General features: G+C 69.3%; 22 protein-coding genes, 1 tRNA gene and 3 pseudogenes. 14 read left to right on the top strand and 12 right to left on the bottom strand.

Annotation, left to right across the window (positions count from 1 at the left end; translation table 11 throughout):
• Positions 1-78: 78 nt before the first annotated feature.
• Positions 79-1,878 carry a serine hydrolase gene (locus AB0E14_RS07155; protein ID WP_362413345.1) on the bottom strand — a complete coding sequence of 600 codons (1,800 nt, stop codon included), beginning with the start codon at positions 1,876-1,878 and terminating at the stop codon, positions 79-81.
• 590 nt (positions 1,879-2,468) lie between these two features.
• Here AB0E14_RS07155 and AB0E14_RS07150 point away from each other — a divergent pair.
• Positions 2,469-2,759, top strand: coding sequence for a hypothetical protein (locus AB0E14_RS07150; RefSeq protein WP_362413343.1), 291 nt, complete (start codon positions 2,469-2,471; stop codon positions 2,757-2,759).
• A gap of 127 nt (positions 2,760-2,886) precedes the next feature.
• Here the strand turns inward: AB0E14_RS07150 and AB0E14_RS07145 are convergent, their stop codons facing one another.
• On the bottom strand, positions 2,887-3,738 hold the full coding sequence (locus AB0E14_RS07145; protein ID WP_362413341.1) for a LysR substrate-binding domain-containing protein: 852 nt from the start codon (positions 3,736-3,738) through the stop codon (positions 2,887-2,889).
• Positions 3,739-3,819: 81 nt separating this feature from the next.
• Here AB0E14_RS07145 and AB0E14_RS07140 point away from each other — a divergent pair.
• A pseudogene (locus AB0E14_RS07140) lies at positions 3,820-4,313 on the top strand (cupin domain-containing protein).
• A gap of 44 nt (positions 4,314-4,357) precedes the next feature.
• Positions 4,358-4,717, top strand: coding sequence for a DoxX family protein (locus AB0E14_RS07135; RefSeq protein WP_362413339.1), 360 nt, complete (start codon positions 4,358-4,360; stop codon positions 4,715-4,717).
• A gap of 85 nt (positions 4,718-4,802) precedes the next feature.
• Here the strand turns inward: AB0E14_RS07135 and AB0E14_RS07130 are convergent, their stop codons facing one another.
• The gene (locus AB0E14_RS07130) at positions 4,803-5,588 is read right to left on the bottom strand and encodes an alpha/beta hydrolase (protein WP_362413336.1); all 786 of its coding nucleotides are present in this window, start codon (positions 5,586-5,588) and stop codon (positions 4,803-4,805) included.
• Positions 5,589-5,879: 291 nt separating this feature from the next.
• Between AB0E14_RS07130 and AB0E14_RS07125 the strand changes: the two are divergent.
• Positions 5,880-6,086 (top strand): annotated as a pseudogene (locus AB0E14_RS07125) (kinase); the annotation flags it as partial.
• A 485-nt stretch (positions 6,087-6,571) separates the two neighbouring features.
• On the opposite strand, the gene AB0E14_RS07120 reads toward AB0E14_RS07125, so the two are convergent.
• Positions 6,572-7,171 carry a TetR/AcrR family transcriptional regulator gene (locus AB0E14_RS07120; RefSeq protein ID WP_362413334.1) on the bottom strand — a complete coding sequence of 200 codons (600 nt, stop codon included), beginning with the start codon at positions 7,169-7,171 and terminating at the stop codon, positions 6,572-6,574.
• A 131-nt stretch (positions 7,172-7,302) separates the two neighbouring features.
• On the opposite strand from AB0E14_RS07120, the gene AB0E14_RS07115 reads away from it, so the two are divergent.
• The 6 genes and pseudogenes from AB0E14_RS07115 (at position 7,303) to AB0E14_RS07090 (ending at position 10,773) form a co-directional block, all read left to right on the top strand.
• Positions 7,303-7,716, top strand: coding sequence for a nuclear transport factor 2 family protein (locus AB0E14_RS07115; RefSeq protein WP_362413332.1), 414 nt, complete (start codon positions 7,303-7,305; stop codon positions 7,714-7,716).
• Between the two features lie 59 nt (positions 7,717-7,775).
• On the top strand, positions 7,776-8,303 hold the full coding sequence (locus tag AB0E14_RS07110; RefSeq protein WP_362413330.1) for a DUF1772 domain-containing protein: 528 nt from the start codon (positions 7,776-7,778) through the stop codon (positions 8,301-8,303).
• 51 nt (positions 8,304-8,354) lie between these two features.
• Positions 8,355-8,654, top strand: a pseudogene (locus tag AB0E14_RS07105) (hypothetical protein); the annotation flags it as partial.
• A 243-nt stretch (positions 8,655-8,897) separates the two neighbouring features.
• Positions 8,898-9,437: a hypothetical protein gene (locus tag AB0E14_RS07100; protein ID WP_362413328.1), complete on the top strand. Its 540-nt coding sequence runs from the start codon at positions 8,898-8,900 to the stop codon at positions 9,435-9,437.
• Between the two features lie 77 nt (positions 9,438-9,514).
• Positions 9,515-10,201, top strand: a complete 687-nt coding sequence (locus AB0E14_RS07095; RefSeq protein WP_362413326.1) for an NAD(P)H-binding protein — start codon at positions 9,515-9,517, stop codon at positions 10,199-10,201.
• Positions 10,202-10,699: 498 nt separating this feature from the next.
• Positions 10,700-10,773, top strand: a tRNA-Met gene (locus AB0E14_RS07090).
• A 375-nt stretch (positions 10,774-11,148) separates the two neighbouring features.
• Here AB0E14_RS07090 and AB0E14_RS07085 read toward each other — a convergent pair.
• Both AB0E14_RS07085 and AB0E14_RS07080 read right to left on the bottom strand, forming a co-directional pair.
• On the bottom strand, positions 11,149-11,700 hold the full coding sequence (locus AB0E14_RS07085) for a hypothetical protein (RefSeq protein WP_362413325.1): 552 nt from the start codon (positions 11,698-11,700) through the stop codon (positions 11,149-11,151).
• Between the two features lie 442 nt (positions 11,701-12,142).
• Positions 12,143-12,946, bottom strand: coding sequence for a tetratricopeptide repeat protein (locus AB0E14_RS07080; RefSeq protein ID WP_362413323.1), 804 nt, complete (start codon positions 12,944-12,946; stop codon positions 12,143-12,145).
• An 850-nt stretch (positions 12,947-13,796) separates the two neighbouring features.
• Here AB0E14_RS07080 and AB0E14_RS07075 point away from each other — a divergent pair.
• Together AB0E14_RS07075 and AB0E14_RS07070 are read left to right on the top strand one after the other, a co-directional pair.
• Positions 13,797-14,537, top strand: a complete 741-nt coding sequence (locus AB0E14_RS07075; protein ID WP_362413321.1) for a 2OG-Fe(II) oxygenase — start codon at positions 13,797-13,799, stop codon at positions 14,535-14,537.
• Positions 14,538-14,966: 429 nt separating this feature from the next.
• Complete coding sequence (locus AB0E14_RS07070; RefSeq protein WP_362413319.1) at positions 14,967-15,464, top strand: YfbM family protein; 498 nt, start codon at positions 14,967-14,969, stop codon at positions 15,462-15,464.
• A 1,098-nt stretch (positions 15,465-16,562) separates the two neighbouring features.
• On the opposite strand, the gene AB0E14_RS07065 is transcribed toward AB0E14_RS07070, so the two are convergent.
• Positions 16,563-17,075: a GNAT family protein gene (locus tag AB0E14_RS07065; RefSeq protein WP_362413317.1), complete on the bottom strand. Its 513-nt coding sequence runs from the start codon at positions 17,073-17,075 to the stop codon at positions 16,563-16,565.
• 698 nt (positions 17,076-17,773) lie between these two features.
• Here AB0E14_RS07065 and AB0E14_RS07060 point away from each other — a divergent pair.
• Positions 17,774-18,514, top strand: a complete 741-nt coding sequence (locus AB0E14_RS07060) for an alpha/beta hydrolase (protein WP_362413315.1) — start codon at positions 17,774-17,776, stop codon at positions 18,512-18,514.
• A gap of 341 nt (positions 18,515-18,855) precedes the next feature.
• On the opposite strand, the gene AB0E14_RS07055 is transcribed toward AB0E14_RS07060, so the two are convergent.
• From AB0E14_RS07055 to AB0E14_RS07045, 3 genes are all read right to left on the bottom strand, one after another.
• Positions 18,856-20,151 (bottom strand): MFS transporter, encoded by a 1,296-nt coding sequence (locus AB0E14_RS07055; protein ID WP_362413313.1) that lies wholly within the window; start codon positions 20,149-20,151, stop codon positions 18,856-18,858.
• Positions 20,148-20,687, bottom strand: a complete 540-nt coding sequence (locus AB0E14_RS07050; protein WP_362413311.1) for a helix-turn-helix domain-containing protein — start codon at positions 20,685-20,687, stop codon at positions 20,148-20,150. The genes AB0E14_RS07055 and AB0E14_RS07050 overlap by 4 nt, the downstream gene beginning before the upstream one ends.
• Positions 20,688-21,471: 784 nt before the next feature.
• Entirely contained in the window at positions 21,472-23,796 is a 2,325-nt protein-coding gene (locus tag AB0E14_RS07045) for a hypothetical protein (protein ID WP_362413309.1), read from the bottom strand.
• A gap of 176 nt (positions 23,797-23,972) precedes the next feature.
• Here AB0E14_RS07045 and AB0E14_RS07040 point away from each other — a divergent pair, with 176 nt between their 5' ends.
• Positions 23,973-24,146, top strand: coding sequence for a hypothetical protein (locus AB0E14_RS07040; RefSeq protein WP_362413307.1), 174 nt, complete (start codon positions 23,973-23,975; stop codon positions 24,144-24,146).
• 509 nt (positions 24,147-24,655) lie between these two features.
• On the opposite strand, the gene AB0E14_RS07035 is transcribed toward AB0E14_RS07040, so the two are convergent.
• Positions 24,656-25,801 (bottom strand): pentapeptide repeat-containing protein, encoded by a 1,146-nt coding sequence (locus tag AB0E14_RS07035; protein ID WP_362413305.1) that lies wholly within the window; start codon positions 25,799-25,801, stop codon positions 24,656-24,658.
• Positions 25,802-25,938: 137 nt separating this feature from the next.
• The coding region (locus tag AB0E14_RS07030; protein WP_362413303.1) for a hypothetical protein at positions 25,939-26,140 on the bottom strand (202 nt) is incomplete at its 5' end.

The raw sequence follows: 26,140 nt of genomic DNA, 5'->3' as shown, positions 1-26,140 counted from the left end.
GCCATGCGGCACATTGCACCACGAGAGGTCCTGCCCGAGGCGATGAGGCGATGACGACGGCTTCCCTTGTCGGACCGGTCAGCCGATGCGGGTGAGCCGGGTGCCGATGGACGGTTCGGCGAGGTCACGGCCGACCACGACCGGCACGCTCCTGGTACCCGAACCTTCGCCCACGCTCAGCACGCCCACCTCGGTACCCGCCGCGGCCGTGCGCGGAACCGCGGCCTTCGTGCCCTTCTCGCTGCTCGGACCCAGTGTCAGGCGCAGTGTCTGCTCAGGGGCGGCGACGATCGTCAGGTCCGCTGCCGCCACGAGCGTCGTGTGGCCGCCGAGCCCGTCGTCGACGTACCCGACCGTCTCGCCCTTCCGGACCACCTGGGCCGAAGTCAGGGAGCCGCGGACCGACTCGACGACCTTCTTGCTGTTGGCCAGCACCAGGGCCAGGCTCCTGGTCGCGTTGGGATCCGGGCCGTCCGCGCGCTGGTCCATCAGAGCGCCCAGGATCAGGGGGGTCTCCTCGCCGACGGACTTGTAGCCCGCCCAGACCAGCGCGCCACCGGCCGGGGTGCTCGATCCGGTCTTGATGCCGCGGATGCTCAACTCGGGGGCGTTGAGGAGGGCGTTGTTGTTGATCAGCCGCTGGGAAAGGTTCTTGATCTCGGCGTCGGGCAGGGCGACCACGGAGCGGAACACGTCGTCCTTCATCACCGCCTCGGCGAGCTTGAGCTGGTCGACCGCCGTGCTGACGGTGCCGGCGTCCAGACCGCTCGGGTCGGTGTAGGTGGTGTCGTTCATGCCGAGTTCGCGGGCGGCGGCGTTCATCCTGTCCACGAAGGCGGCCTCGGAATCGGTGCCGGTGGACCAGCGCGCCAGCAGTCGGGCCGCGTTGTTGCCCGAGGGGATCATCAGCATCTTGAGCATGTCGAGCTGGCTGAAGGTACTGCCCTCGGTGAGCCCCGTGATGCGGGACTCGTTCTCGGACCTGCCTTCCGCGACCGTCTTGGCATCGACGGTGATGGTGGGACCGGCCTCGCCCTTGCGCAGGGGATGGTCCTTGAGCACGACGTACGCGGTCATGATCTTGGCGACGCTCGCCGTCGGCACGGGCTTCTGCGCGCCGAACGTGGCGATCGTCCCGGTGCCGGGGAGGCGTACGGCCCCCTGGCCTTCCCCGGGCCAGGGGATGGAGAGCCGGCCTTCCACGGTGTGGCTCTGCTCGGTCGCGACGAGCTGCGGAGCGGGCAGGGGACGCAGCAGCTGGGCACCGGCCACGGCACCGGCGAGGAGCAGCAGGAGAGGGACCCAGACCTTGGCTCGCCGTGCCGCGCCGCGGCGCGGAGCCTGAGCCGGGGGAGGGGTGTCGGCCGAGTGAGCGAGCAGGTCGAGCGGGGCCCCGGCGGAACGCTCGGCCCCCTGGACGTCGACGGCCGCGTGCCCGAAGGGGCGCGGGGCGGGGGTGGGGGCCGCCGGTATCGGGGCGTCCGGGCCCGCCGGTACGGGGAGGGCGTCGGTGCGCTGGTCGCCCTCCTCGGACCGCGCCCACGAGGGCACGGGCCGACCGGGCGCGTCCGTGGCTCGCTCACCGATCGGCGCGGCACTCCGCCCGGATGCAGGGGTGACGGTGCGCAGGACGGCAGTGGCCTGGTCCACGGCAGGTCGAGGGCCAGTTGCAGAGGGGGCGGCGGAAGCGGGCTCGCCGTCTCCCCGGGCCGGAAGCGGCCGTGCGGGTGCGGGGCCGGACGTTCCGGTCTCGGTCTCGGGCTCGGTCGCTGTCGGGCCGACGGCGTCGGATCCTTCCTCGGAACCGGCTCGGTCCTCCTCCCGGGGCGGCTCTTCGACACCGGGCATGCCCAGGACGTGGGCCTCATCGGCGGTCACGGAGCCACCCTCAGCGCATGAGCCAGCGGGTCTCACGTCCGCACCATCGGCCTCAGGCGCACTCGCATCCCTACGAGGGGGTACGTCGTCCTCGTCGGTGGAGCCGGCCGCGAGGGAAGCGTCGCTGCGAGAGGCCGGAGCGTCCTCGGACTCCGACGACTCCTGGGTGGGCCGCTCCTTTCCCGTGACGCTTTCCTGCGAGTGAGCCCGACGGTCGTCAGCCGCAGCGGCTCTCTCCGCATCGTTCCCGTGCTCCGGAGACCCCGCGCCTCCACCCGAAACTGCTTCCGTCGTCATCTTGGTCAGCCTTGCCTGCTCGCATACGTTCATCGGGGCCGGTGGCCCCGCCGCCTCCCGAGACGATTGCCGAGACGGTGACGTTCCACAGCGCAGATCTTGTGACAGTCCGGTCATACAGCGGGGTGGCGACCGACTGGTCCGATCACCCGGCCGACGCCGCGCGGATCCTCGGTTCCCTCCACGTACAGGAAACGAAGGTCTCGACGATCGAGGCCGAGGTCGTCGGAACCCCAGCGCGATTGCCGAGCCCCTGCACGAGTGTGATCTGCGCGGGGAAGGATCATGGGGGCATGAGATCCGAGGTACGTACGTTCGTGGCCGATGGCCCCCTCCCCGACTGGGACGCGAGCGAGGAGGAGATCGACCGACGCGCGCGCCAGCTGACGGCGATCTCCCGCCCTGTAACTCCCGAGGAGGCCGCTGCCCTGGCCACCTGCTTCGGTCCGGACGACTGCTACGGCGTCGCCTGGACGCTCGTGCACGTGATCGAGACGGCTCCCGGACCGGTCCCGCAGGTGGACCCTCCGGGGCCGGGAGCCGGCGACTGGGCCGAGGTGCTGCGGGGTCGCTGGGGCGGCTAGGGAATCCATCCCTTGACTGCTGATCAGATCGTCGCCCTCGTCTCCCTCGTCTCCAGAAGTGCCGACGCCGACGCCCAGGCAGTCGTCTCTGCCGAGGGCTAGGAGGGGGCACGCACCAAGAATGCCGTCAGCGCCGGTAGGCGGCTTCCGCGATGGCCATGAAGGATCGGATGAGCGGGTTGGTGTCGCCTTGGTTGCACACCGCGACCACACGGCTGGGCGGCATGTCGATCAGTGGCACGATGGCCAGTTCCGCAGGCAGGTCGTGTCCGAGGGGGGCCAGGCCGACCGTACCGTTCCAGAGGACGGCATGGAGGCATTCGGGGACGGCGCGAACCACCGGACCTTCGCGCACGGTGCCCCCGTTCCAGTACGCCTGCCAGGTCGGGTCGGTGCCTTGTGGGAACTGGAACCAGCGGCGGTCGCTCAGTTCGGCCAGCCGCAGCCGGTCGCGGCGGGCGAGGGGATCGTCGGCGCGCAGGACCACGCCGACCGGATCGGTGCGCAACGTACGGACCGTCAGGGCGGCCTCGTCGAACGGCGCCCGGGTCAGGGCGACGTCGACCAGTCGTGCGCGCAACCCGCACGTCGGGTCGGTGAGGTCGGTGTCGCGAATGCGGACGTCGATGCCGGGGTGGGCGCGTCGGTAGGCGGCGGCGAGCCTGGAGACCCCCGGGTCGGCGCCGTCGCCCAGGATGCCGACGGTGAGGGTCGCGGTGCCGGCTGCCGCGCTCACGCGTGCACGGACGCGGTCGGCATGGTCGAGCAGGGCCCGCGCCTCGTCGAGCAGAACAGTGCCTGCCGGGGTGAGCGTGACGCCCGTCGGTGAGCGGGTGAACAGCAGGGTCCCGACCTCGCCCTCCAGCCGCTTGATCGCCCGGCTCAGCGGCGGCTGGCTCATGTGCAGGCGGGTGGCTGCCCGGCCGAAGTGGAGTTCCTCGGCGACGGCCACGAAATAGCGCAAGGTCCCTAGCTCCACGCTGCAACGATACCCAGTGGGTATCGGCGCCGCGGGACGGGTCTTGGACTCGTACCGGCCCCCGAAGGTGCACTGGTGAGCATGACCGAATCAGCGGGCGCCGACGCGCCGCAGGCAAGCACGGTCGTCCCGGTGGTAGGCCCCGGTGACGGCGAAACGATCATTCTGGGCACCACGCGGATGCGCGTCCTGGAGGACGGCAGCCACACCGGGCACCGCCTCGCGATCACCGAGTCCGTCCTCGCTCCGCACACCCCAGGACCGCCGCAGCATCGCCACGCCAGGCACGACGAGGGCTTCTACATCCTCTCCGGGACCGTGCGGTTCACCGTCGGGAACGAGTACCACGACGCCACCACAGGCACGCTCGTGATGGTGCCGCCCGGGACCCCGCACACCTTCGCCAACCTGACCGACCATCCGGCCGTCATGCTCAGCACCTTCACCCCCGATGGCTATGTGCAGTACTTCCGGGACCTCCAGGAGACGCGAGCCGCCGGCCGGCCTCAGTCCCCCAGGCGAACGTCGAGGCGATGAGCCGTTACGCGACCGAGCCCGCCACCGACCCCCGCTGAAACACGACCTAGGATCCACGACACTCACCTCGAACGGGGCAACGATGAACATCGTCTACTGGCTCGTCGCGGGCCTGCTCGCGCTCTTCTACGTCTACGCGGGCACGTTGAAACTTGCCCGCAGCCGCGATCAACTCCGTCCGATGATGGCCTGGGTCGACCGCACACCCTTGCCCGCCCTCCGGGCACTGGGAACGGTCGAGATACTCGGCGCGGCCGGCCTGATCCTGCCCCCGATGACAGGCGTCGCGCCGCCGCTGGCGATGGCCGCGGCCGGCGGCTTCGTACTCCTGCAGGCAGGTGCGATCGCCGTCCACCTGACCGGCGGAGACCGCCGGATCGCACTCAACATCGCGCTCACCGCCACCGCGGCCGCGGCCGCCTGGCTGGCCTCTGGTCTGTGACGGAGCACCGCCCTCGATCGGACACTGTCCCGGGCGCCACTCGCGCCCCGCGTTGGCGGTACGCGAGCGGTACGCCGCTGGGGCCTCAGTGTGCTTCGGCGTGCAGCTCCTCGATCAGCTGGGCGCATGCCTGCGGTTCCCGCAGCATCGGGTAGTGGTCGGAGGCGGTGAGGCGGGCCAGGCGGCAGTGGGGGATCCGCTCGGCCATCTCTTCGTTGCAGCGGACCACTTCGGGCCGGTCGAGTTCGCCGAGCGCGAGCACGGTGGGCGTCGTGATCTCGCCGAGGCGGTCGAAGGCCGGGGGGTCCGTCTTCTGGTGGTTGATGTTCGCGAACCAGGCAGGCAGTACGGCCCTGAGGTGGGCGGCCGCCACAGGGTCGGTTTCGGGGTTGCCGCCGCCGGCCCGGCCCCACCGGCTGAGGCCGAACCGGACGATGCCTTCGGTGTCTCCGGCGGTCGCGAGCTTCCCGATCTCCTGGTAGAGCTCCGCGTCGGCCGGGCTGTCGTAGCCGGTGACGCTCGGGACGAGGAGTGCGAGGCCCGCGACCCGCTCGGTCTCGTTGAGGGTGAATGTGATGGAGGCGGCTCCGCCCATGCTGGAGGCCACGAGGACCGCCCGCGCGAGCCCGAAGTGATCGAGCACCGCGCCGAGGTCGGCTGCCGGCGAGTACGCCACGGCCGGGGCGGGTGAACGCCCGTAGCCGCGGGCGTCATAGCGGATGACCCGTCGCCGCGCGTCGAGCCCGGGCAGGACCGGGTCCCAGATCGTCGAGTCGCCGACGCCGGGGTGGACCAGGACCACTGGTAGCCCTTCCCCTCCGGTGTCTTCCGCCCAGACTTCGCCACCGTCCACTCGCACCATGGTCTCCATGGGGTCAGTCTGGGCAGGCGGCCGGCGCCGTGCCAGCAGGAGCCCGGCCATGTCGGCGACGCGCCAAGCACCAAGGAGCGCGCCCAGGCTGCTGGATGACTGATCAAGGGGACTGGCATCGCCCGCGATGGGAGGGGCCGTCGTTGTCGAGGGCATGCTGCGCACTACCTGCCTGAAGGGCGGACACCGGCACGCCGGAACAGTCACCAGTCCGGGGTGATGGTGACGCTGGTGGTGCCGTGAGAGCGCTCCGGGCAACTGTGTAGTCGGTGACCGCTAGGTGCGGCTGTGATGGTGGGCAGCGAAGAATCCCGGCTGGTGGTGCTGCGTGGTAACAGCGCGTCGGGGAAGTCGTCGGTCGCGGCCGGTCTCCGGGAGAGATTCGGCCGCGGTCTGGCGCTGGTCGGGCAGGACAATCTGCGCCGCGTCGTGCTCCGCGAGCGGGACCGGCCAGGCGCGGCGAACATCGGCCTGATCGATCTGACGGCTCGATACGCCTCAACGCGTGGCGGAGCGCGCCACCCTGCGGCTCTGCAGGGGACGCCATGACCGGATCAACCGCGGGGAACCCGCCAAGCTGGGAGAGCCCGTCCCGTTGGCCTCGCGCTCGACGGTGGGGTCCTGACCGTGGAAACGGGAGGGGACGCGGCGCGTGCGCTGCTGCCCTGTTCCTTGTGGCTGGCGTGGTCCGGTGCCGTCCAGCGTGAAGTAGCGCAGGGCCGTGTACTGGGCCTCGATGCGGTTCAGCCAGGAGCTGTTGGTCGGGGTATGGGCGAGATCCACATGAGCGCCGACAACGCTCGAGGTGGCAGGCGCGGTGGCACGTGTATCGCAACGACGTTGGGGCCCTTGAATTTATCCCCGCATGGAGTGAGGTCAGGGCCGGGTGGTGTCGTCCGGACCGGCGGCGCCGTCGACGGTGGCGTCGGCATGGGTGGCGATCCAGCGGGTGAGTGGCAGCAGGTGCTCCACGAGGTCGCCGTTCACGCACGTCGCTCCGTGGCGCCGAGAGCGCGGAAGACCGTGGTGCGAAGGGCGGTCCTTGCCTGGGCGTTCGTCATACGGCCGGAGTTCACCTCTTCACCGACGGCGTGGCCGAGAGCGACGATCACGGACACCAGCCAGTGCGGAGGCAGGCCGGGGGCGAACTCGCCAGTTTGCTGGCCCCGTTCGATGAGACGACCCAGGCGGCTGGTGACAGGTTCGTGGCGCGCCTGGTCGTTTTCTTCCGCCGTGCCGGTCGGCACGGCCTGGAGCAGCGGTGCGTTGTCCTCGAAGGAGTGCCAGGAGACGTCAAGAAACCTTGTCAGTGCGGCTGCGGCCGGCCCTTCGTCGAGGCAAGCGGCGTCCATGGCTGCGACGGCGCCCTCGGTGATCCGGTCGACGGTGGCCGCGAGGAGCGACTCGCGCGACGAGAAGTGGGCGTAGACCGTCTGCCTCGTGACCCCCGCCTCGGTTGCGATCGCCTCCATGCCGGCGTCCGGGCGCTGCCGCAGCAGGCGGACCGCCGCGTCGAGGATGGCAGCCCTGCTGCGCTCGGCGTCGGCGCGCCGTCGACGGCGGGGTTCCCCAGAACCAGTCATCTCTTACAGCCTTGTCTAGGCTAACGGGCCTCTATATCTTACAAGGACGTAAGAGATCGTAGTCGGGAGGTGCTCGCCGCGCCATGCCCGTCATCCGGCCCCCGCCATCCGCATCCGCCGATCGGAGCGTCATGAAGGTACTCGCCGACACCACCCCCGAGCAGTTCATCGAGGACTTCTTCGACTCCCTCACCGCGCACACCGTCCGGGGAGACACCCCGGAGTCGGTGATGGGCCGTCACTACACAGCGGACATCGTCCAGATCAGCGACGGAGTCCGGCTCGACCACGACCGACTCCTCGCGCACCTCCGCCCCGTGCACCGAAACGTGACCGGCTGGCGGTTCGACGTACACGACGCCGTCGTAAACGGCGGACGGATCGCTGCCCGCCTCACGATTCACGCCAGGACGCGCAAAGGCGGCGAGACTGCCACCGAGGTCCACCTCTTCGCGGAGTTCACCGACGACGGGCGCATGAGCCGATCACACCAGCTCACCCGAGTACTGCCGCCGCCACCCGCCGACGTGACCGAGCCGGCCTGACGCTCACCCATCCCGTCTGGCTCCGCTTCACGCGGCGCCCCCACGACAGAGGTACCGACATGCGCGTGCGCATCGCCCATGGACTCGCCCTGGTGTCCACCGGTCTGCTCGCCGGCGCCTTCAGCTATGGCGCCGCCAATCTCGTCCCGACCTTCAACGCCGTGCCGATCGACATGAGGCTCGACTTCCACAGCGAGCTGATGAAGGTCAACGGGATCACCGTGCAGGGAGCCATGCTGATCTCCGCCCTCGGCTCCCTCACCCTCGCCGCCCTGACGCGCGGCCGGGTCCGTGCCCTCGCAGCCGCGGCGGGACTTCTGACCATCGCCTCCTTCCTGATCACCCGGCTCGGGAACGTCCCGATCAACGGCCGCATCAAACAGTGGGCCGCCACCACACCGCCGGCCGACCACGCCGAGATCCTGAACCGCTGGGAACTGTTCAACAACGCACGGACCCTCACGGCTGTCGTCGCCTTCGCCCTCCTGATCCTCCTCGCCCTCTCCGGCGGGCCGTTCAACGGGACGCAGGCCCGGACGCGAGCGTCCAATGCCGGACCAGAAGTGCGTCGCCCCGTTGTGATGTGACGCGCCGTTCGAATGCCGGCCCGGACGGTGCGATGTCGCAAGGCTGTCCGGGTGGCTGAACGAGTACGCGTCCGCGAGACCGGTGACGACGAGGGGAAGCACCCTTTGCGGATCATCCGCAGATAACTCGCCAAGTCCAAGCCGGCCGAGCACGGCCTGCCGTTTTCGACCTGGAGCCTGGCCAAGCTGCCGAAGTCATCTTCTGCCTGGACGAGTTCGGCCCGCTCAACCTCCAGCCCCACCCTGGGTGGCAGTGGGCCGAGCGCGGCGGACGGCACAAGGATCCCGATCGGGAACCGAGGCCCGTGCGGGCCTGCGACCTACACCCGCCCGCACGGGGTCAGGCACATGTTGCCAGGTAGTTCAACAGGGCGAACGTAGCCTGACGCGGCACTAGGTCGTCGCGCGGGGTTCTCGGACGACGCGGTGGGGTGGCCCATCGCCCTCGGAGGGACATGGCTGTGTGTCAGTTGTGTCGGTGCCGTCCACCACGCGCCACACCCTACAGACCCCCGGTCTCTTGTTAACGGACCGGGGGTCTGCTATCTTGAATGCAAGAGACCAGCAGTCTCTTAAATGTGATCGAGGAGTCCCATGGGCGACCGCGGCTACGAACGCGACGTTCCCGACCAGGCCGGCAAGCACGTCGTCACCGGCGCCAACAGTGGCAAGGATGCGACGCGCCACCTGACCGGCGCCGGCGCCGGCTCCCGCGCCGTGATGACCATCCGTACCCCTGCAAAGGGCGAGGTGGCGCGCGCCGACATTCTGGCCAGTACCCCCGCCGCGATCGCCGCCGAGCAAAGCTGGGACCTGCTCAGCACCACCGCGCACCCCGGGTTCACCCGCACCAACCTCCAGAGTTCCGGTCCGAACAGCCTGGGCCGCGACAAGCCGCGCCGCTCAGCGTTCGAGGCCGTCTGCCTCCTGCCCTCCCAGGGCGTGGAACACAGCGAGCCGAGCCACCGCTCCACGCCGCGACCAGCCATCACGCCGAAGCCGTCGGCGACGACGACCCCAGCAAGTGCCTCGGTCTCGCCGGGCCGACCGCCGCGGACAGGACCCCTGAACGGACCCGCGACGCCGCGACCACATCACGGCTCTGCTCCCGCGCCGAACACCTCACTGGCGTAAGCCTCCCCGTCCAAGCCGCGTAACGCCCCCGATCCCCCGATCCACCTCCCCTCCGCCCCACCTTGGAGAGACCCCTGATGAACGTGCTTCTCTTCGGCGCGACCGGCATGGTCGGCCAGGGAGTCCTGCGCGCGTGCCTGCTCGACGACCGGGTCACCAGCGTGACCGCCGTGGTCCGGGGACCGCTCGCGACCGAACACCCCAAGCTGCGCACGCTGATCCGTGAGGACTTCACCGATTTCACCGACGTGGCCGACGAGTTCGCCGACATCGACGCGTGCTTCTTCTGCCTGGGCGTCACCTCGGCGGGCAAAGGCGAGGACGAGTACCGCAGGATCACCCACGACTACACCCTCGCCGCCGCCCGGGCGCTACCCGCCGATCCGCGACTGACCTTCGTCTACGTCTCCGGTGAGGGAACCGACAGCACCGAGCACGGCCGCCGGATGTGGGCCCGCGTCAAGGGCCGTACCGAGAACGAACTCCTGGCGATGCCGTTCGACGCCTACATGTTCCGGCCCGGCTTCATCCTCGCCTCCCACGGCGAACAGTCCAGGACCCCCGCCTACCGCCGCCTCTACCCGCTGCTGTCCCACCTCTACCCGCTCCTGCGCCGCGTCGCCCCGCGATACATCACGACCACCGAGAACATCGGCCTCGCCATGCTCACCGTCACCACCCGAGCCGGAGCAGGCCCCCGCATCCTGCACAGCCCCGACATCAACGAAACGGCGCGGCAGGGACCTCATGGCGCACCGCGCTGACCCCGGGCGGGTGTTCTCGCTCGGGCAGCTGGCCCACCCCCGCCGTGAGCCACGCGCGGACCCAGGGCCCCCGCCGGATATCGCCCAGGCCTAGGCTGGCCTGACCGCCCGGGCGGAGACGCCGGAGACACGGACTGAACTGCCGGCGGAGATGCCCGGCACCAACGCTCTGCCGCAGCCGCAGCCGCAGCCGCAGCCGCAGCCGCAGTCGCAACCGCCGCATACCGGATCGCCGAAGCCCCGGCGCGCTTCTGCGCTGCGACATCGACACCGTCTCCCGGCTTGGCGCCGCCGCAGCAAGCGAACTGCCACGCCTGGACCACGAGGTCACCACCCAACTCGCCGCCTGCAATGCCGAGCAGGCGCACCTCGTCGTGCCGGCCGCGTCCGTCCTGGTCGGTCGCTCAGCACGCTCCCTGGTCACCAGGTGACCTGAAGGACCCCATCCACCGGATATTTCACTCGCGACGCGAGGTCTTGGCCTCCTACAGTGAAGGTCGCCGGGTGGAGCAGGTCGGTAGCTCGCTGGGCTCATAACCCAGAGGTCGCGGGTTCGAATCCCGCCTCGGCCACGAAGTGTTGGGACCGTCGCACAAGGTGCGGCGGTCCCAACTGTCTGATGAAGTCGGGAGCAGAGGCCGCTGTTCACGTGGCGCGACGTGCCCGGACGGTTCAGTTCCCGTTTCCGAGGGCCGCCTTCACGAATGCTGCGCACGCTGCGGTGGTGTGCAGCCGCGATGTTCAGTCCCTCCGGCACGGCACGGGGAGCGCTCCTCGGCGATGGTTCGACACTGCCTCCTCAAACCCCCGGGGCAGGCGGATGTGCACCGTACGTGCGGACCTGGACAGTAACGTGCTGGGCGGATACCCAGATCCTCTCAACTCGACTGCGCAAAGGCCTTCTTCATACCGAGGACGGGCAGCGGGTTGTTTCCGCTACGGAGCGCTCAGCCCTGTCGCCGCTTCTTGAGCACCCGGTCGTCCTGGGTCTGCTGCCACAGCTCGTACGTTCGCAGGTACGACGTTTCGGGCTCGGGGATGGGGTCTTCGCGCTGCCAGGCGCCAAGCCATTCCAAGGCGTGGTTGATCATCTCGCGCATCGAGCGCTTGGTCATGGCGCCGGGGTTGACGGTGTTGAGGGCCCACCAGTTGTCGAGCATGGTGAGCACGTGGAGGAGCCGTTCGCGCAGTACCGGGTTCCGAAGGGTGCGAGCGGCTGCTTCTGCCGGTGCGAAGATCTCCTCGAAGCCCCGGTGCCACTCGCTTTCCCTTGCGCTCGTCATGAGTCCCACCCATGCGATCCGGTCTCTGGCCTGTCCGCGGTCGTACTCAGCGGGCATCGCGGCCAGGTGCTGCCGCATCCGAATGAGCTCACCGACCAGCGCCGCGGCCGCCGTGCCCTCCGCGGCCTGTCGCCGCTCGCCGACGAGCTTCTTCTGTTGGTAGACGGTGCCCTGGAAGGACAGGGCCGCACCGACAAGGGCTCCACCGAGTCCCACGACAGCTGTGATCCACTCACACTTTCTCAGCCTCTCCGAGACACCCCGCGACGGGTACCGCCGAACGAGTGCGCGATCGTGCTCGGTGGCAGACGCCGCCGAGCACTTGGTCAGCGCGATGTGGCCCACGACAGTGACCCACTGACCTGACCACCTCGGGCCAGTGGTCCGGCGCCGCGCGAAAGGCCGAGCGAGGCGAGGAGCTCGCGGCCGGTGCCGGCGAGCGCGGGGGTGTGGGTCGTGGTTTCGGCCAGGGTGCGGGTGCGGCTGGTTGTGGTGCGGTCGGTGTAGGTGACGTTGAGTGAGCTCGGCCGCGATGCTCTGTTCGTGTCGGAGTTGGGCGCCGAGCTGTTCGACGCAGCCGAACACGGGCCTGATGGTGTTGCTCGGGATCGAGTTCGTCGAACCGGTGCATGCGGGAGTGGCACTTCGGGACGGAGCATCAGAGGCCGTGGCGCCGACGGCGCAGGAGGACGAGGTTCTCGGCGGCCTCGCGATCGCCTGCTGCGGCGGCCCGGCCGTACCAGTGTGCTGCGCCGTCGAAGTCTCCGCGCTCGCGCAGAAGGTTGGCGAGGTTGAACGTGGCGTTGGCGTGGTGTGCTTCTGCTGCCTTCCGGTACCAGGTCTCTGCCTCCTCCAGATCGCCGCTCTCATAGGCGAGGAGGCCCAGAGAGAACGCCCCGTGAGGGTGTCCGGCCTCGGCGCTGGCCCGGGCCCATCGTTCCTTCTCGGCCAGGTCACCGCGTTCAGCCGCCATGGAGGCGAGGTTGTACATGGCCAACGCATCACCTTCCGCGGCGGCACGCAGCAGCAATCCATGACCGGCGTCGTCGCCTTGATGGATCAGGAACAGTGCGTAGTCGTTGGCGGCTCCAGGCACTCCGGCCTCGATGGCGTGGCGGAAATGGAGCGACGCCGCCTCTGAGTCACCGAGTGTCTGGAGGAGATCGGCCAGTCGGTAGGCAGCCAGATCGTCACCTGCCTCCAGGGCCTTCGTCCACCATGCCAGCGCCTCGGGCGCGTTGCGCTTGAGGGCGCTCACGTCGCCGAGTTCGAGCATGGCCCGTGCCTCCCCCTGCGCCGCTGCTGCGCGCAGTAAGGGCTCGGGGCGGTCAGGCGCGGGAAACGGCGGATCAGCGGTCACCTCTCCCGTGAGTTTGCGTACCTGTCGCCGTATCAACCACTGCCGGCCTGTCCACAGGGCGACCACCAGCAGCAGACCCAGGTACACCGGCCATCCCTGCATGTCACGGCCTTCCTCTCATCAGTGGCTTCCCTGAAGCCACTCATCGCCTGCCCTCATGCTTCCCTCGGCCTACGGACGACACGACATGTAGTAGCGCCATGTTTCGCACCGGATCGCCCGGTCTCCGTTCGCGGTCGTCAGCGGGAGGGAAGTACCGAGTCGGTGGCGGACCAGGTCGGTGAAGGCTCGGGTGAGGTCACAGGCCCGGGTGATGTCCGCGCAGGTGAGTCGGACTGGCCATCAGACGTCGGGTGATGTCGTGGCCCTGAGGTCGCAACGCGGTTCTGACGGTTGGATCTTCAGCGCGTACAACCTCCGATGCGATGAAGGGTCTGATCATGCGCAGTCCCGGGTGTACCAGGGCTCCTTGAAGGGAACCCACGTTGAACGATGCTCGCCCGGCCCGTCGGCGGCTCGCCATCGCCGTCACATCCGTCCTTGCCGTCACCGCTGGTGCAGGCGCGCTGACAGGCGCTGCAACCGCAGCCCCAGCTCTGGGGCACCCGCTACGCAGCGGCCCGGCGCCGAGTGGGACTACCGCGCATCGGAAGTCCCAAGAGCCCGTCCCCGCCCCGTCACCTGGCGCCTTCCGCCGCGTCGGGTGCGTCCTGCTTGCTTTGCGGGTTCACCCCGACCTGATATCGTCATCATGACGATAATCGTTCCGTGGTCCCCGCCCCCCCGCGCGAACTGCCTCCAGCGGTCTCGAGTCTCTCCATGGGTTCAACGTGCACAAGTACGCGGCCGGCAGTCCCGCCAGTCAAGTCAATGCGCTGCCCGCGGCTGTTCCGGGCGGTTGGGGCCACGGCCACGATGGCATCGGCGATGACCTCGAGACGGAGAAGTGAGCATGTTCGTAAAGCCGGTAAATCCCTTCGAGCTCCCCGAAGCGCTGAACCGAATATCTGCCGATGACTCATGGACTCCGGTCGAGTCGGAGATCCCACACGTCGATGCCAGGGTGATTCGCCATTTTCTCACTCCGGCCGAAGTAGAGGTATTCGCGGCCGAACTGGCTGCCCAGCACTTTGTGCCGGTGGGCCGAGACGGCATCGCCGAAAACTACGCAGAGGGAGAACCAGTCGGCCATCTCCGTGCCACGGCCGAGTCCAAAGCCTTGGCGGCAGAGTTCTACCGCAGACTGCGAACATTCCTGTCGATCGAAGTGGGATCGGACGCTCCGACGGATTCAGACGGAAGACCCTGGAAGCCGTCGGCCGTCAATCCGCGCATGCGCTTCATCACGTACGAACACGGCGGACTTCTTGTCCCGCACTACGATTCACCCTACTTCGCCCCCGACGGAAGGCGAACTCTCCTGACGGTCGTCGTCTACCTGTCGTACGAGGCAGTGGGCGGAGAAACACGGTTCATCGCCGACAAGCAGAACGATTTGCCCTTTGCGCAACGCGACTTCTCGGACTGGCCCCGGCTCGCGAAGCCTGAGGAAATATTGAGCACCCATCGCCCCGAACCGGGCGATGCGCTGCTCTTCTGGCATCGGACGCTTCACGACTCGGCCCCGATTGTCGAGGGCACGAAGACAATTCTCAGAACCGATGTCCTCTACGAGCCCATGGATGTGCCGTGAGCAACAGCAAGCCAACCCGCGCACAGAAGGGCCCCCGCGGTACTCGCATCATCCATGGCCGTGTCGGCGGCGAGGGTAGCGGCGGGGGCGTTCCTCGGCCGCGGCACGCCGGACCGCCGTCATCCAGTCGGCCAGGCCTCTGCCCGGTGCCGGTTCGCGCCCGCGTCACGGCGGTGGGGTCGACATGACACGGACGTCCCGCTGCGCCTGGGCGGGACGATCACCACTGTCGAAGAGATCCGGTACGACATCATCGCCGGCCACGACTACGCGGCCCTTCACCTACGCCTGCTCCACCAGCATCGGAGCCCGTGACCCCACTCTGCGGCACGCACCTGCCCGTTGCGGGACGCGATGGCAGGCCTGGGCGAGCGGTTCGCCCCACCGGGCATCGACGGGCTGTCAGTGTCTCCTTCTACGGTGTGCTCCATGAGCATGATGGGACAGTACCTCCGCCTCACCCCGGCCGAATTCGAGCGCGCGTTGCACGACCCCGACTGGGCGGCCCGGTACGCGCACGAGCCCCACGACCGCCAGGATGCGACCGCCGACACGCGCGTGCATGAGACCGACAAGGCGTGGCACGCCCTCGATTTCCTGCTGAAGCGGCGCGGCTTTCCGGTGGACGTGGTCTTCGGAGAGGCGGACATGCCCTGGCCGGAAGGCGAGGACTGGGGTTACGGCCCGCCCCGGCTGCTCACCGCAGACCGGGTACGCGCCGCTGCGGATGCCCTTGACGCCCACACTCCCGACACCCTGACCGACGGCGTCACCCCGGCCGACCTGGCCGCCGCGAACATCTACCCACAGATCATCTGGGAGCGCGGCGAGGAACCGGACTGGGTCGCCGCCCACTGGTCCGACCTCGCGAAGTACCTGCGCGAAGCGTCCCGGCAGGGCGACGCGATCCTCCTCTGGATCTCGTGAACCGGGCCGGCCGCCCCCTTCCCACGAGGGCGATTTCGAGCACCCAGCCGCTTCGTCCGTCACCCGAGCCCGGGACATCCGTGTCAGTGCCGGCGGATCCTGAGGACGATGCCGATCGCGGTGACGAGCGCGGCGCCGACCCCGTCGACGGCCGCGATCGGGGCGGTCAGCGCGGTACTCCTGGGGCGGCACCTTGAGGAAAGGGCCGACACCACGGGCGACAGCCGCAGCGCCGCGCCGACAACGGCCGGCGCTGCGAAGTCGGCAAGTGGCGCCTCAGCCCCACAGGCACGGAGCATCCGTAGACCTGATCGAAGTCTGCCGCGGCACTGGGAACGCCGCGCCCTGCATGTGGCGGTCGCCGGGCCGGCGCGCCGCGCCGGGTTCGATCCACGGACACCAAGCACTGATACGCAGCCAATTCTCAGAAACGGCTCCGCTGTTCGGGCGTGGCGATCACGGTTGCGTCGGCGTGTCTGCGGTGGGCGGTCTGTGCTGCGAGGTGTGTCCTGCAGGTTGTGCCGATCTCGGGTGACATCCGAACAGATCTGTTGGCGGGGTGTTGTTCGCGGTGGCGTGCAGGGCGCTTGCCGCAGGCGGGCGGAGGTGCTGTCTGTCCGGCGGTGGCCAGGCGGTCGTCATGCTGCTGCCCGGCCGAGGTGGATGTGGGCGCCTCGTTGCGGCGCACGGTGCGGTTCGTTCCCCGCGCCGACCCACGAAACCGCTCCGACGACTACCCCGGATCAGCTCCTGTCTCGACGGTCGCTGGTCTGCCATCTCGCCCCCCGGCCGCCGGTATGGCAAGGACGACCCCTGCCTGGCTCTGAGCGCGCTCTTCTCCCTATGCCGAGCGGGCCCCGCCCTCCAGACAGCCCTTGTGCCCACCGACTCGCACGAGACAGACCAGTTGATCCTCCGACGCCAGGACCACCGGCAGGGCCTGTGCCACCTCCCGGCGCCTACGTACCCGCTGGAGACAAGAGGGACGTGCCGCCCGGCACCTACCGGCCATCGGTGCCGCCTCCTCGACCGCAACACCACCGGCCTGACACACATCCACCGGTTCCGGACCCCGCATCTCCGCAGCGCACCAACCCGCTAGAGCAGTTCCTCGGCCAGCAGGTCCATGAGCAGTCCGTCGTGCCAGCTGCCGTCGGCGCCGCGCTCGTACTGCCGCATCACGCCTACCGGCCGGAAGCCGGCCTTCGTGTAGCAGCGGATCGCGGGGGCGTTGTCGGCGGCCGGGTCGATCACCAGGCGGTGGAAGCCAAGGTCGTGGACGAGGTGACGGGCGAGGGTGCGTACGGCGTCGGTGCCCAGCCCGCGCCCGTGCACGGACGGGTCGAGGAACAGGTCGATGCCCGCGTGCCGGTAGTCGGGGTCCTTCTCCTCGTACCACTGGATCATGCCGACGATCCGGCCCGCGGTGCGGACGGTCAGGCAGTGGGTGTCCGGGTCGGTGAGGTCTTGTGCGATCTCGGATGCCAGGTCGGGCCCGCCGCGCCAGCGTTCGAGCACTTCCGGCGTGGCCCGGACGGCGGTCAGTGCGGGTACGTCCTCGGACACAGCCGGGGTCAGTGTCAGGGCCTCGCCCCGCAGTACGACGGTCATGACCCGGAAGCGTAGGCCACGCCGCCGGCCGCTGGCCGCCCATGTCCTGGGTGGGCCCGGCAACAGCACTCGCCGGGCTCGCCGGCCCTCACGATCTCCTGCGGACGCAGCCGCGGCACTGGAAACGGGCCATCTTCACTTCCTTTTTGCAGCCCGTGTCGCACCACTTCGACGGCAGGATCCTGATCATCGCGACGTGGCTGTACAAGATCAGATCACCCCTGGCCCTGCTCGTGATCGTGCCCGGAAGCCGTCTGAGAGCGTCAGTGCAGCGTCGCGAACGAGCCAGCCCAGGCCTCTCCTGCGGATGAGCTGTCACCCGTGCGAACCTGTCCCACCCCGCCTCTGCCCTGTTCCTCATGGGATTCCGCTGGACCGTGACGATGGCACCTGTTCCTCCGCGTGAGTCGGAGGAAGAGGCATGGTTTCTCGGGGCCGGGGGAGTGGCTCTGTTCGCGAGAACCGGTAGCACCTGTACACGGGTTCGGGAGGCATCGGCAGTGCGTCGTGTTCGATGTTCACCGCAAAACCCGTTGGCGGACCAGGGCGACCGCTGTTAGCTTGCCGGAGGCCGTGCGACAGATTGAGGAGGTGGTACCCGTGAACGTTTCGACGTGGGTGCTCTCCTTCGGGGTCATGGTCGGGCGATAGGTCGTCGCCCGGGAGCGCCGTTCTGTGCACTCCCGAAAGGCACGACCATGCACTTCGCTTCTGAACAGCGGCTCGACGGCGGTGTCCTCGAGCGCGAATTCACCCTCGGTGAGATCCCCGGCATTCTGTGGACGCCTGATTCCGCGTCCGGGTCCGCACCGGTCCCGCTGATCCTGCTGGGCCATCCCCCGCTGGGACTGCGCAAGTTGTACCCCCGACTGGTGGCCCGGGCGCGGCACGCCGCGGCGGACGGCTTCGCCACGGCCACCATCGAGCTTCCCGGGAGCGGCGACCGGCCGCGTTGGCCCGCCGCCGAGGAGGCCCGCGCCGACCTGCGCCGGGCCTTGCGGTCCGGCGAGCCTGTCAGCGACGAGATCATCGACGCCCTCATCCTCCCGCTCGTCGAGAAGGCGGTCCCGGAATGGCAGACCGCCCTGGACGCACTCCTTTCGCTGCCCGAGATCCGCGGGCCGGTCGGGTACTCGGGGGGAGTGATCTCCATCGGCGTCCGGCTCGCGGTGGTCGAGCCGCGCATCGTGGCCGCCGGTCTCTTTGCGGGGAGTTTCGTGCCTCGCGCCATGTTCCAGGAGGCTCGGCAGGTCACCATCCCGCTGCATGTCCTGCTGCAGTGGGACGACGAAGGGAACGACCGGCAGGCGGCCCTGGACCTGTTCGACGCCTTCGGCTCCAAGGAGAAGTCCCTGCACGCCAACATGGGCGGGCACACCGGCGTCCCGCAGTTCGCGGGGGATGCCGCGGCTCAGTTCTTCACCCGGCATCTGAGGTGAGCGGGCCGTCAGACCGGCGGTAGACGGTAGGTGATGTCGGCCGCCAAGCCGCTCGTCGAGGACAGGTCCCGGCCTTCCGCAGCTCTCTGCACCGTGGGCCCCTGCTGAACTCTCGGCAGGGGCCCGTGCTGTCTGAAGTCATGAACTGTTCGATTTCTGCAGAGGTTCGAGTGCTGCCCAAACCCGTGTACAGGTGCTGTCGGTTCTCGTGAACAAAGCCCGGTGGCTCTGTTCGCGAGGACTGGCAGTGGATGTTTGCTGCTTTGGGGGGCTTCTGGTGGTTCCTGGGATGGGGCTGTGTGGGTTTCGTTGTCGTTGTTGTGGCGTTTTCGCGGCGGGTGTCACGAGGCGCTGGGTGTGTTTTTCTGGGCTGGTTCTTTGGGTGTGGGGTGATTTGGATGGTCGGGTGGGGCGGTGGCGTGGAGCGCGGCTTCGATTCGGTGGTTGGTGGTCATGGTTGCTGTGATGGCGGTCATGGTGAGGAGGAGGCCGGCGGCGGCGTAGAGGGGGGTGCGTATGTCGTAGGTGGTGGCCAGCCAGCCGCCGAGGAAGGCGCCGAGTGGGGCGGCGCACATGGAGAGCATGCGGGAGGTGGAGGCGACCCGGCCTATGAGGTGGGCGGGGACGATCGCTTGCCGGAGGGAGGGCGCGAGGACCATTGTGGCTCCCATGCCTGCCCCGCAGACGGCGAGCGCGAGGCCTGCCGCGTAGGGGTTCGGGGTGGCGGCGAGCCCCAGGATGGCAAGCCCTTCGACTGCGGCGGTGCAGGTCAGCGCGGTGCCGGTGCCGAGGCGTCGGCCGAGGAAGGAGGCGATGCCCGCGCCGAGCAGGCCGCCGGTGGCCTCCGCCGTGAGGAGCAGGCCGAAGCCGAAGGTGCCGATGCCGAGACGGCCGTGCGCGTAGAGGGCGAGTACGGTCTCCACGGCGAGGAAGGCGATGTTCCCGACCGCCGGACGCAGCGCGAGCCCGAGCAGCAGCCGGTCCCGGAAGACGTACGAGGCCCCGGCCCGCGCTTGCCGCAGCAGCGACTCGCGGGCCTGCGGCACCGGCCGGGGCGCGGCGGGGAGCGACCGTACGAGCAGTGCGGAGAGCGCGAACGACACGGCGTCGGCGAGCAGCGGAACCGCCCGCCCGAGGGCGAGCAGGGCACTGCCCGCTGGCGGCCCCGCGAAGCCGGACATGGCGGTCTGGGCTCCGCGCAGGCGGGAGTTGGCTCGCTCCAGGAGCGCGGGGTCACGGTCGAGCAGATCCGGCAGATAGGCCGTGGCGGCCGTGTCGAAGAAGAGTCCGCCGAGGCCGAGCAGGAAGGCGACGGCCGCGAGCAGGGGAATGCTCAGCACGTCGAGTGCGGCCGCCGCCGCCGGTACTGCGAGCAGCACCGCACGCGCCGCGTCCGTCACCCACATCGTGCGCCGCCGGTCCCAGCGGTCCACCAGCGCACCGCCGAGCACGCCGAACAGCAGCCATGGCAGCGTTCCGGCGGCAGTGACGACGGCGAGCGCCATCGGATCCCGCGTCAGCGTCAGCGCGAGCAGAGGCAGCGCGGCATGCATCACCCCGTCACCGAGCGAGGACACCGTCTGTGCAGTCCACAGGCGCCCGAACCCGGCTGGCAGCCTCTTTATGTCTGCAGTCACTTGGCGCCCCCTTCGGCCTGCTCGCCCTGTGCCGGGTGGAACAGTGCGAAGACGAGTGACGCGTCCGGCAGCGAGGGATCGGACAGCTCCCGGTACTCGTCCGCCAGTGCCTGCAGCCGCGCCCCCAGTTCCGCGAACTGCTCTCCAGTGAGCCGCAGATGCGCCATCCGCACGTGCCGTTCGCCATCCACCGGCGACGCCTCCAGATCCGCCACCGCATGCCGCATCAGCACATCCGGCCCTCCCTCGCCGGGATCCGGCAGCACGATCGACCGCGCGGCCATCGCGTAATACCGCTCGGTGACCCCCCGCACCTTCCGTGTGCGGACCACCCTCACCAGGCCCGCCCGCTCCAGCAGCCGCACGTGATAGCTGGAACTCCCCTTCGCAAGGCCCACCCGCTGGGCGATCTGCGTAATCGTCGCCGGCTCGAAGCGGAGCACGGCCATGATCCTGTGACGGGTGAGGTTGGAGACGGCGCGCAGCTGCTCGTCGGTGGTGACGTGGAACGTCTCGGGAAGATCATCTGTGGGCATGCCCCCAATGGTCAACGACTCTTGACCATTGGGCAAGGGGATTTGGCGCACACATCCAGAATCTGCTGTCCGGCGCGCGAGATCTTCGAACAAAGCCCCCAATCCCCAGTCGATCCGGGGCAATTGTGGCCAATCAGGCCAACGTCAGTCTCACCGGCCGTACCTCAACACCCCTGGGCAGAAATCGAACGGCCGTTGACCCTCGTGCCTCCCAAACCCGTGAACGTCTGTTGTCGGTTCTCGTGAACAAGGCCACAGGGGTAGAGCGCTCCGACGACGAGGCCGATAGCGACGAGGCTGGCGGCGGCGATCTTGATGACGCGGCCACGGCCACAGCAGGTCCTGGACGATCTCGCAGACGCCGCTGTGTTCATCAGCCGGGAGGCCTTGGGTCCGTACCCCGTCAAGGGGGTCAGTCCGGCTCGGGCTCGACCGCCTGGAGGCTCGACTGGCCAGCTTCTGGCGGGGCTTCGGTGCCTCAAGTTCGAACGGGGGCGCGACCGGTGCCGGCCCGAGGGCCGCGCCGGCCCCGCCCTCGAACCCGAGGCGTCGAGCAGCGTGCCGGCAGTACGGTTCCAGTGGGGCGCCGCGCTGGGCGTCGTCACCTACCTGAGTGGGAGACGTCCGCTTCGTGACGGTCACGACCGTCCGTCCGCGAGTACCGGTGCTCGATCTCGATGCCGTGGTCCATCGACGTGGCGCCCTGCCCAGCGTTCCGCTGCGCTACAGGAGTTCGGCGGAAAGCGCGGCAGAGTCCACGAGGGACCAACGTGTGGTCACGTTTCTACACGAACCCGATGGCGGCGGCGATGGCCCGGCCGCCGTAGTCGTGGTCGGTCAGCAGGGGAAGCGCGTAGCCCGTGAGCAGGATGAGGAGCCATCCGAGGAGCACGAGGCCGGGGACCCAGGGGTCATGCAGCCGGTGGAGAACAGTTCGCGCCCCGACAGCGACAGTGGCGCTGAAGAGGATGACGGTCAAAGGCTTCCACAGGGGCTGGACGGGGTCGGCCGCGTAGGTGGCGCTCAGCACGAGCCCGGCGGCCGCGGCGGAGGCGTGGACGACCAGGCAGGTGAGCGCGGTCATCCAGAGGCGTTCACTTCGCCTGCGGCGGCGGCTGGTTATCTGCGCCGGGTCGGCCATGACAGTGGCCGTGGGGGAGACCCGCTTGAGTGCTTCCTCGAACGCGGCCAGTTCGCCGGCGCTGGCGCCCATGGCGGACAGAAGAGGACCCAGGCGTGACCACGAGGGCACGACTCTCCCTGTGATCCACTTCCGTACGGCTCTGCGGGCCTTACCGGTGGCGAAGCCCTGGCTCGCTTCGGAGGCAAGCCGGGCATGCGACCAGTCCGCCCATCCCGCGTCGGCGCGCCTTCTCAGCGCTTCGATCTGCTCGCCGAGCTGCCTGGCGTCCGAAACGCTGGACAACGCGAACGTGAGCGGGGTCGCCGGCTCGAGAACGGCGTCCTGGCCGCTCAGGGCGTGGTCCGCGGTGTCCACCGGCCAGCCGGGGCCGGCGGAGATCCCTGGAGAGGCCTTCTCATCGTCTGGAGGGAACACGGCGCCGGGCAACGGAACAGGGCCAGGGCTTTCGGGCGGCTCCGGGTCGGACGTGTCAGGTCGCTCGCCGTTCGTGGACCGCGCGGGCGGCTCGGTCTCGACCCGGATCACCGTCCGCCCGGGGGCGGAACGCTCGAGCTGCGCAGTTTCCCGCCGGGCGCGTTCTTCCGCCTGGGCCACTCTGAGGGACGCGCTCTCGAAGGACTCGTCGCCCTGCCGGGCGATCCTCGGGTACGCCTCCTTGAACGCCTCGGCCTCCCGCTGGGAAATCGTCCAGTACGCGTTGAGGAAGGACGCCCTCTCGTCGTACGTGGCTCCCATCGCCTTGACCAGAGCCTCCAGTGCGAAGTAGAGCCTGGGGAACTGGCTGCCGTCGAGCCACCCGTCGACCGAGTTGTCCGTGGTGCGGGCCTCATTGCTGAGGCGGGCGCTGTTGGCCTGCGCGTTCATCCGCTCCACAGGCCATTTCTCGACGCCGGCACGGACTCGCAGCATCCTGACCGCCCGCCCCAGGTCGGCTGGAGACAAGGCCGTGGACAAGGCCGTGACAATCGCGTTCGGCCATGCGGGCGGTGTGAAATCCGTGCTGGTCACAGCGTTGTCCGCGTTGTCTTCAGGGCCCTGGTGGACAAGTCCGCTGTCGGTGGGGACGTCGTCGTGTCTCGCGACGACCTCGCCTGTGATCACCTGTGGGGCAGCGACGTCTTCGACGACGTGGTCTCCGACGCCGAGGTGCGAGCGCAGTTCGTCGAGTCCCTCGTCCTGCTCGGCGAGCTGGTCCTGCACCGCCTGGAGCACCTCGCCGATGCGCTCGAGAGGAGGCAGGTCCAGCCCGACACCCGCGGGCTGTGGCAGCAGACTCCCCGCGACCGCGTCGGTGGTCCGGCGTGCGTCGGCCTGCACCCGTGCGACGTTCGCCTCGGCGGCCAGGCGCAGCTCGAAGGCCCGCTCGGTGGCCTTGCGCGCGTGCCGCAGCTGGCCTTCCGCCTGCTCCCGGTACCTCTCTGACTGCTCCAGAGCGGCCTGGAGTTCGTGAGCTCCGCGGGCCTCGAGGCGGGCGTGGTCGCGTTCCTCGGTCAGCTGGGCGCACTGGGTCTGCAGGACGGAGACCATCTCCTGCAGCTGGGAGCAGCGCTTCTCGGAGTCGGCGAGCTTGCGCATGGCCTCGATCTGCTGCAGCCGGGCGTCGTCGAGGCGTAAGAGGACATCGGTGACGCCGGCCGGCATCGACGGCCTGTCCGGGAGGCCCTGCGGGGACGCCGGCGCCGGTCGCGGGGCTGGCCGCCGGACCGCCTTCTGGGCGGCCTCCAGGAGGCGGCGCCCTTCGGCACGCTGACGCTCGCGCATCTCGGTGTCGGCCACGAGTTTGTCGACGACGTCGTGCAGCAGCTGTTCGGGGATGAGCTTGGCGCCGTTGCGGTACTCGCTCCACACCGACTTCGAGTAGGGGAACGTCTCCGCCAGCACCCGCACCTGGACGCCTGCCGTGATCTTGCGGAGCCAGCTCGCGAGCGCGTTCGCCTCCTCGGTACGGCCCCGGAGCTCGCTCATGGGCCGCCCTGCCTGCGCCATTCCGCCCCCCTGCAACGCGTCCGCCCGATGGACAACGTCCCCGTTGTCCGCGATCAACCGCCAGCCGCCTGGGCCTTCATTGATCGCCCCAGGCGGACATTCTCACGGCTCGTCAGCTTGGTCTCCAGCTGGTTCACCGAATTCAGGAGGCACTCATGCCCAGCCCGAACCATCCCCGCCCGTCCCGCCGGACCTGGGCCGCCGCCTTCACCACCGTCCTCGTCCTCGCCCTGAACCAAGGCTGGCCCGCGGCAGACGTCATCAAGCTGGCCACCGGCGTCCTGGTCCTCATCGCCCTGGTTGTCGGCGTCGGCTCCAACAGCGAGTAGCCCGCTGGCAGACACTCTGCCGGTGCGGCCCCCGCCCGAGGAAGCGGAGGGGCGGAGGACGGCGTACACCCCTCTGCGGTCACATCAGACTTGCGGGGGCCCTATGTCCTTGGTCAAGGTGGTCGGGTGGCAGCGTGGCTGTCATGGGTGACGACATGCTTGTTCGAGAGTCAGGGCGCGAGAGCATGCGGCCGTGCGACTTCCGCGGTCATCCGGTCGCGATGGACTCAGTCGACGAGCAGGACTGCCTCGTGTGCGGCGAGGCTGCTGTGGATCAGCTGGCTGAGGCTGGCCGGGGTCGTAGAAGGTCCGCAAGGACGCGCTGTACAGCGGAAGAGGCCGCCGTCTCGTGGGAGACGGCGGCCTCTGGGGCCCCCACGCGCCCACATGGGTGGGGCGACGGCGAGGCGTCCGCCGACCCGGCCACGGGCACGCACGGTGTTCTGGTCGTGATCGTCATGGGTTTGGGCGGGTACCGAGATCGGCCCCGAGGGGGCGTAGTCGACCGCTCAAGCCCCCTGGTGCAGCGGATTTGGGGGCAGCCAGGTCGAGGGCAGGTTGACTCCCGCCGGAACAGGAGTGCCGATGGCAACGAGAAGTCCATCGGGAGCTGGACCCCGTACCTCGAGGAAGGACACCTCGCCGCGGGAGAACGTCGCTCCGGTGAAGTCCACCTCGCCACTGGAGAAGGTCGCCCGTTCGAAGTGCACCTCGCCGTCGGAGAACGTCGCACCGCTGAGGCGCACCCGGCCGCCGGAGAACGCCGCACCGATGAAGGTCACGCCGCCGCCGGAGAACGCCGCTCCGTCGAAGGTCACGCTGCTGCCGGAGAACGCCGCATCGGTGAAGGTCACGCTGCTGCCGGAGAACGCCGCGACGTGGAAGGACACCTCGCCGTCGGAGAACGCCGCGCCGTCGAAGGTCACGCTGCCGCCGGAGAACGCCGCGCCGCTGAAGGACACCCTGCAGCCGGAGAACACCGCCTTGCTGAGGTCCATGTAGCCGTCGATGGTGACGCCGGTGAGGTCGAGGTCGCAGCCCTGCCAGGAGCGGTGGGTTCCCCGGGGGCGTCTGTAGTGGTCACCGATGAGGCGCAGGATGGTGTGCCTGACCTTGCGGAAGGCGAGGTAGCGGTGTCGTTCGTCCTGGTCGGCGGGGTCGGTGCCGGGGTCGGGGGTGAAGGGGAGCTGGAGGTAGGCGCACAGGACGTCGATGCACGTCTGGCGCAGGCCGTCGTCGGGAGCGTCGTCGGCGAGGCCTGCCAGGGCGTGGACGCCACCGAGCCGGACGGCCGGGGAGTCCGAGCCGAGTTTGTCGACGGCCTGGGAGAACCGTTCGGTGTGCAGCCGGGTGGCGTCGCGATGGGCGCCGGCCTCGTCCACGCGCTGGCGGCGGTAGGCGACGACCAGGGCGACGAGCGCGCCAGCCCCGGCGACCACGCCGAAGGAGAGCTTCACCAGGTCGAAGAGCGTCTTCGCGTCGAGCTTCGCGGTGCTGTCGATCTCCTGGATGTCGAGCAGGACGACCAGACTGTAGAAGGCACTGCCTGCTGCCAGGACTGCTGCAGCAAAGGTGACCGTCAGGGCCCGGCCGACCTTCCACAGTCGTAACTCCCGGTCGTCCGGGGCTGATCGCGGTCGTCGGATGGCTCTCATGAGGATGAAGACCGGGCTCCATGGCCAATGGTTGCGGTGCTCTTCGGTAGCCCGAAGGGCGCGAGCGGCCGTCTCTTCCACCTCTGGCCCTGGGGATCATGCGTCTCGTCCGCGCCCTCGGAGGACAGCGGCGCGGCTCAGCTCGCTGTCGTGTAGGTCCCTGCGGGGCCGGCTGCCCGGTGCCCGTACTGCTGGTTGAGGCGGCCGGTCACGGGTTGCAGGCGCAGCCGCTTCTCGCGCGGGTGGCCGCCCGAGAGTTGCGTTCCGGGTCTCTGTTCGGCCGGGGTGTGGTCGTCGGCGGTGAGGGTGAGGTGCCGGATCCGTGCGCGGTGGAGCGCG

It is taken from the genome of Streptomyces sp. NPDC047981 (assembly GCF_040653315.1).
Classification (GTDB): Bacteria; Actinomycetota; Actinomycetes; order Streptomycetales; family Streptomycetaceae; genus Streptomyces.
The sequence above is the reverse complement of the archived record's forward strand: the minus strand, read 5'-3'. Positions and strand labels throughout refer to the sequence as shown.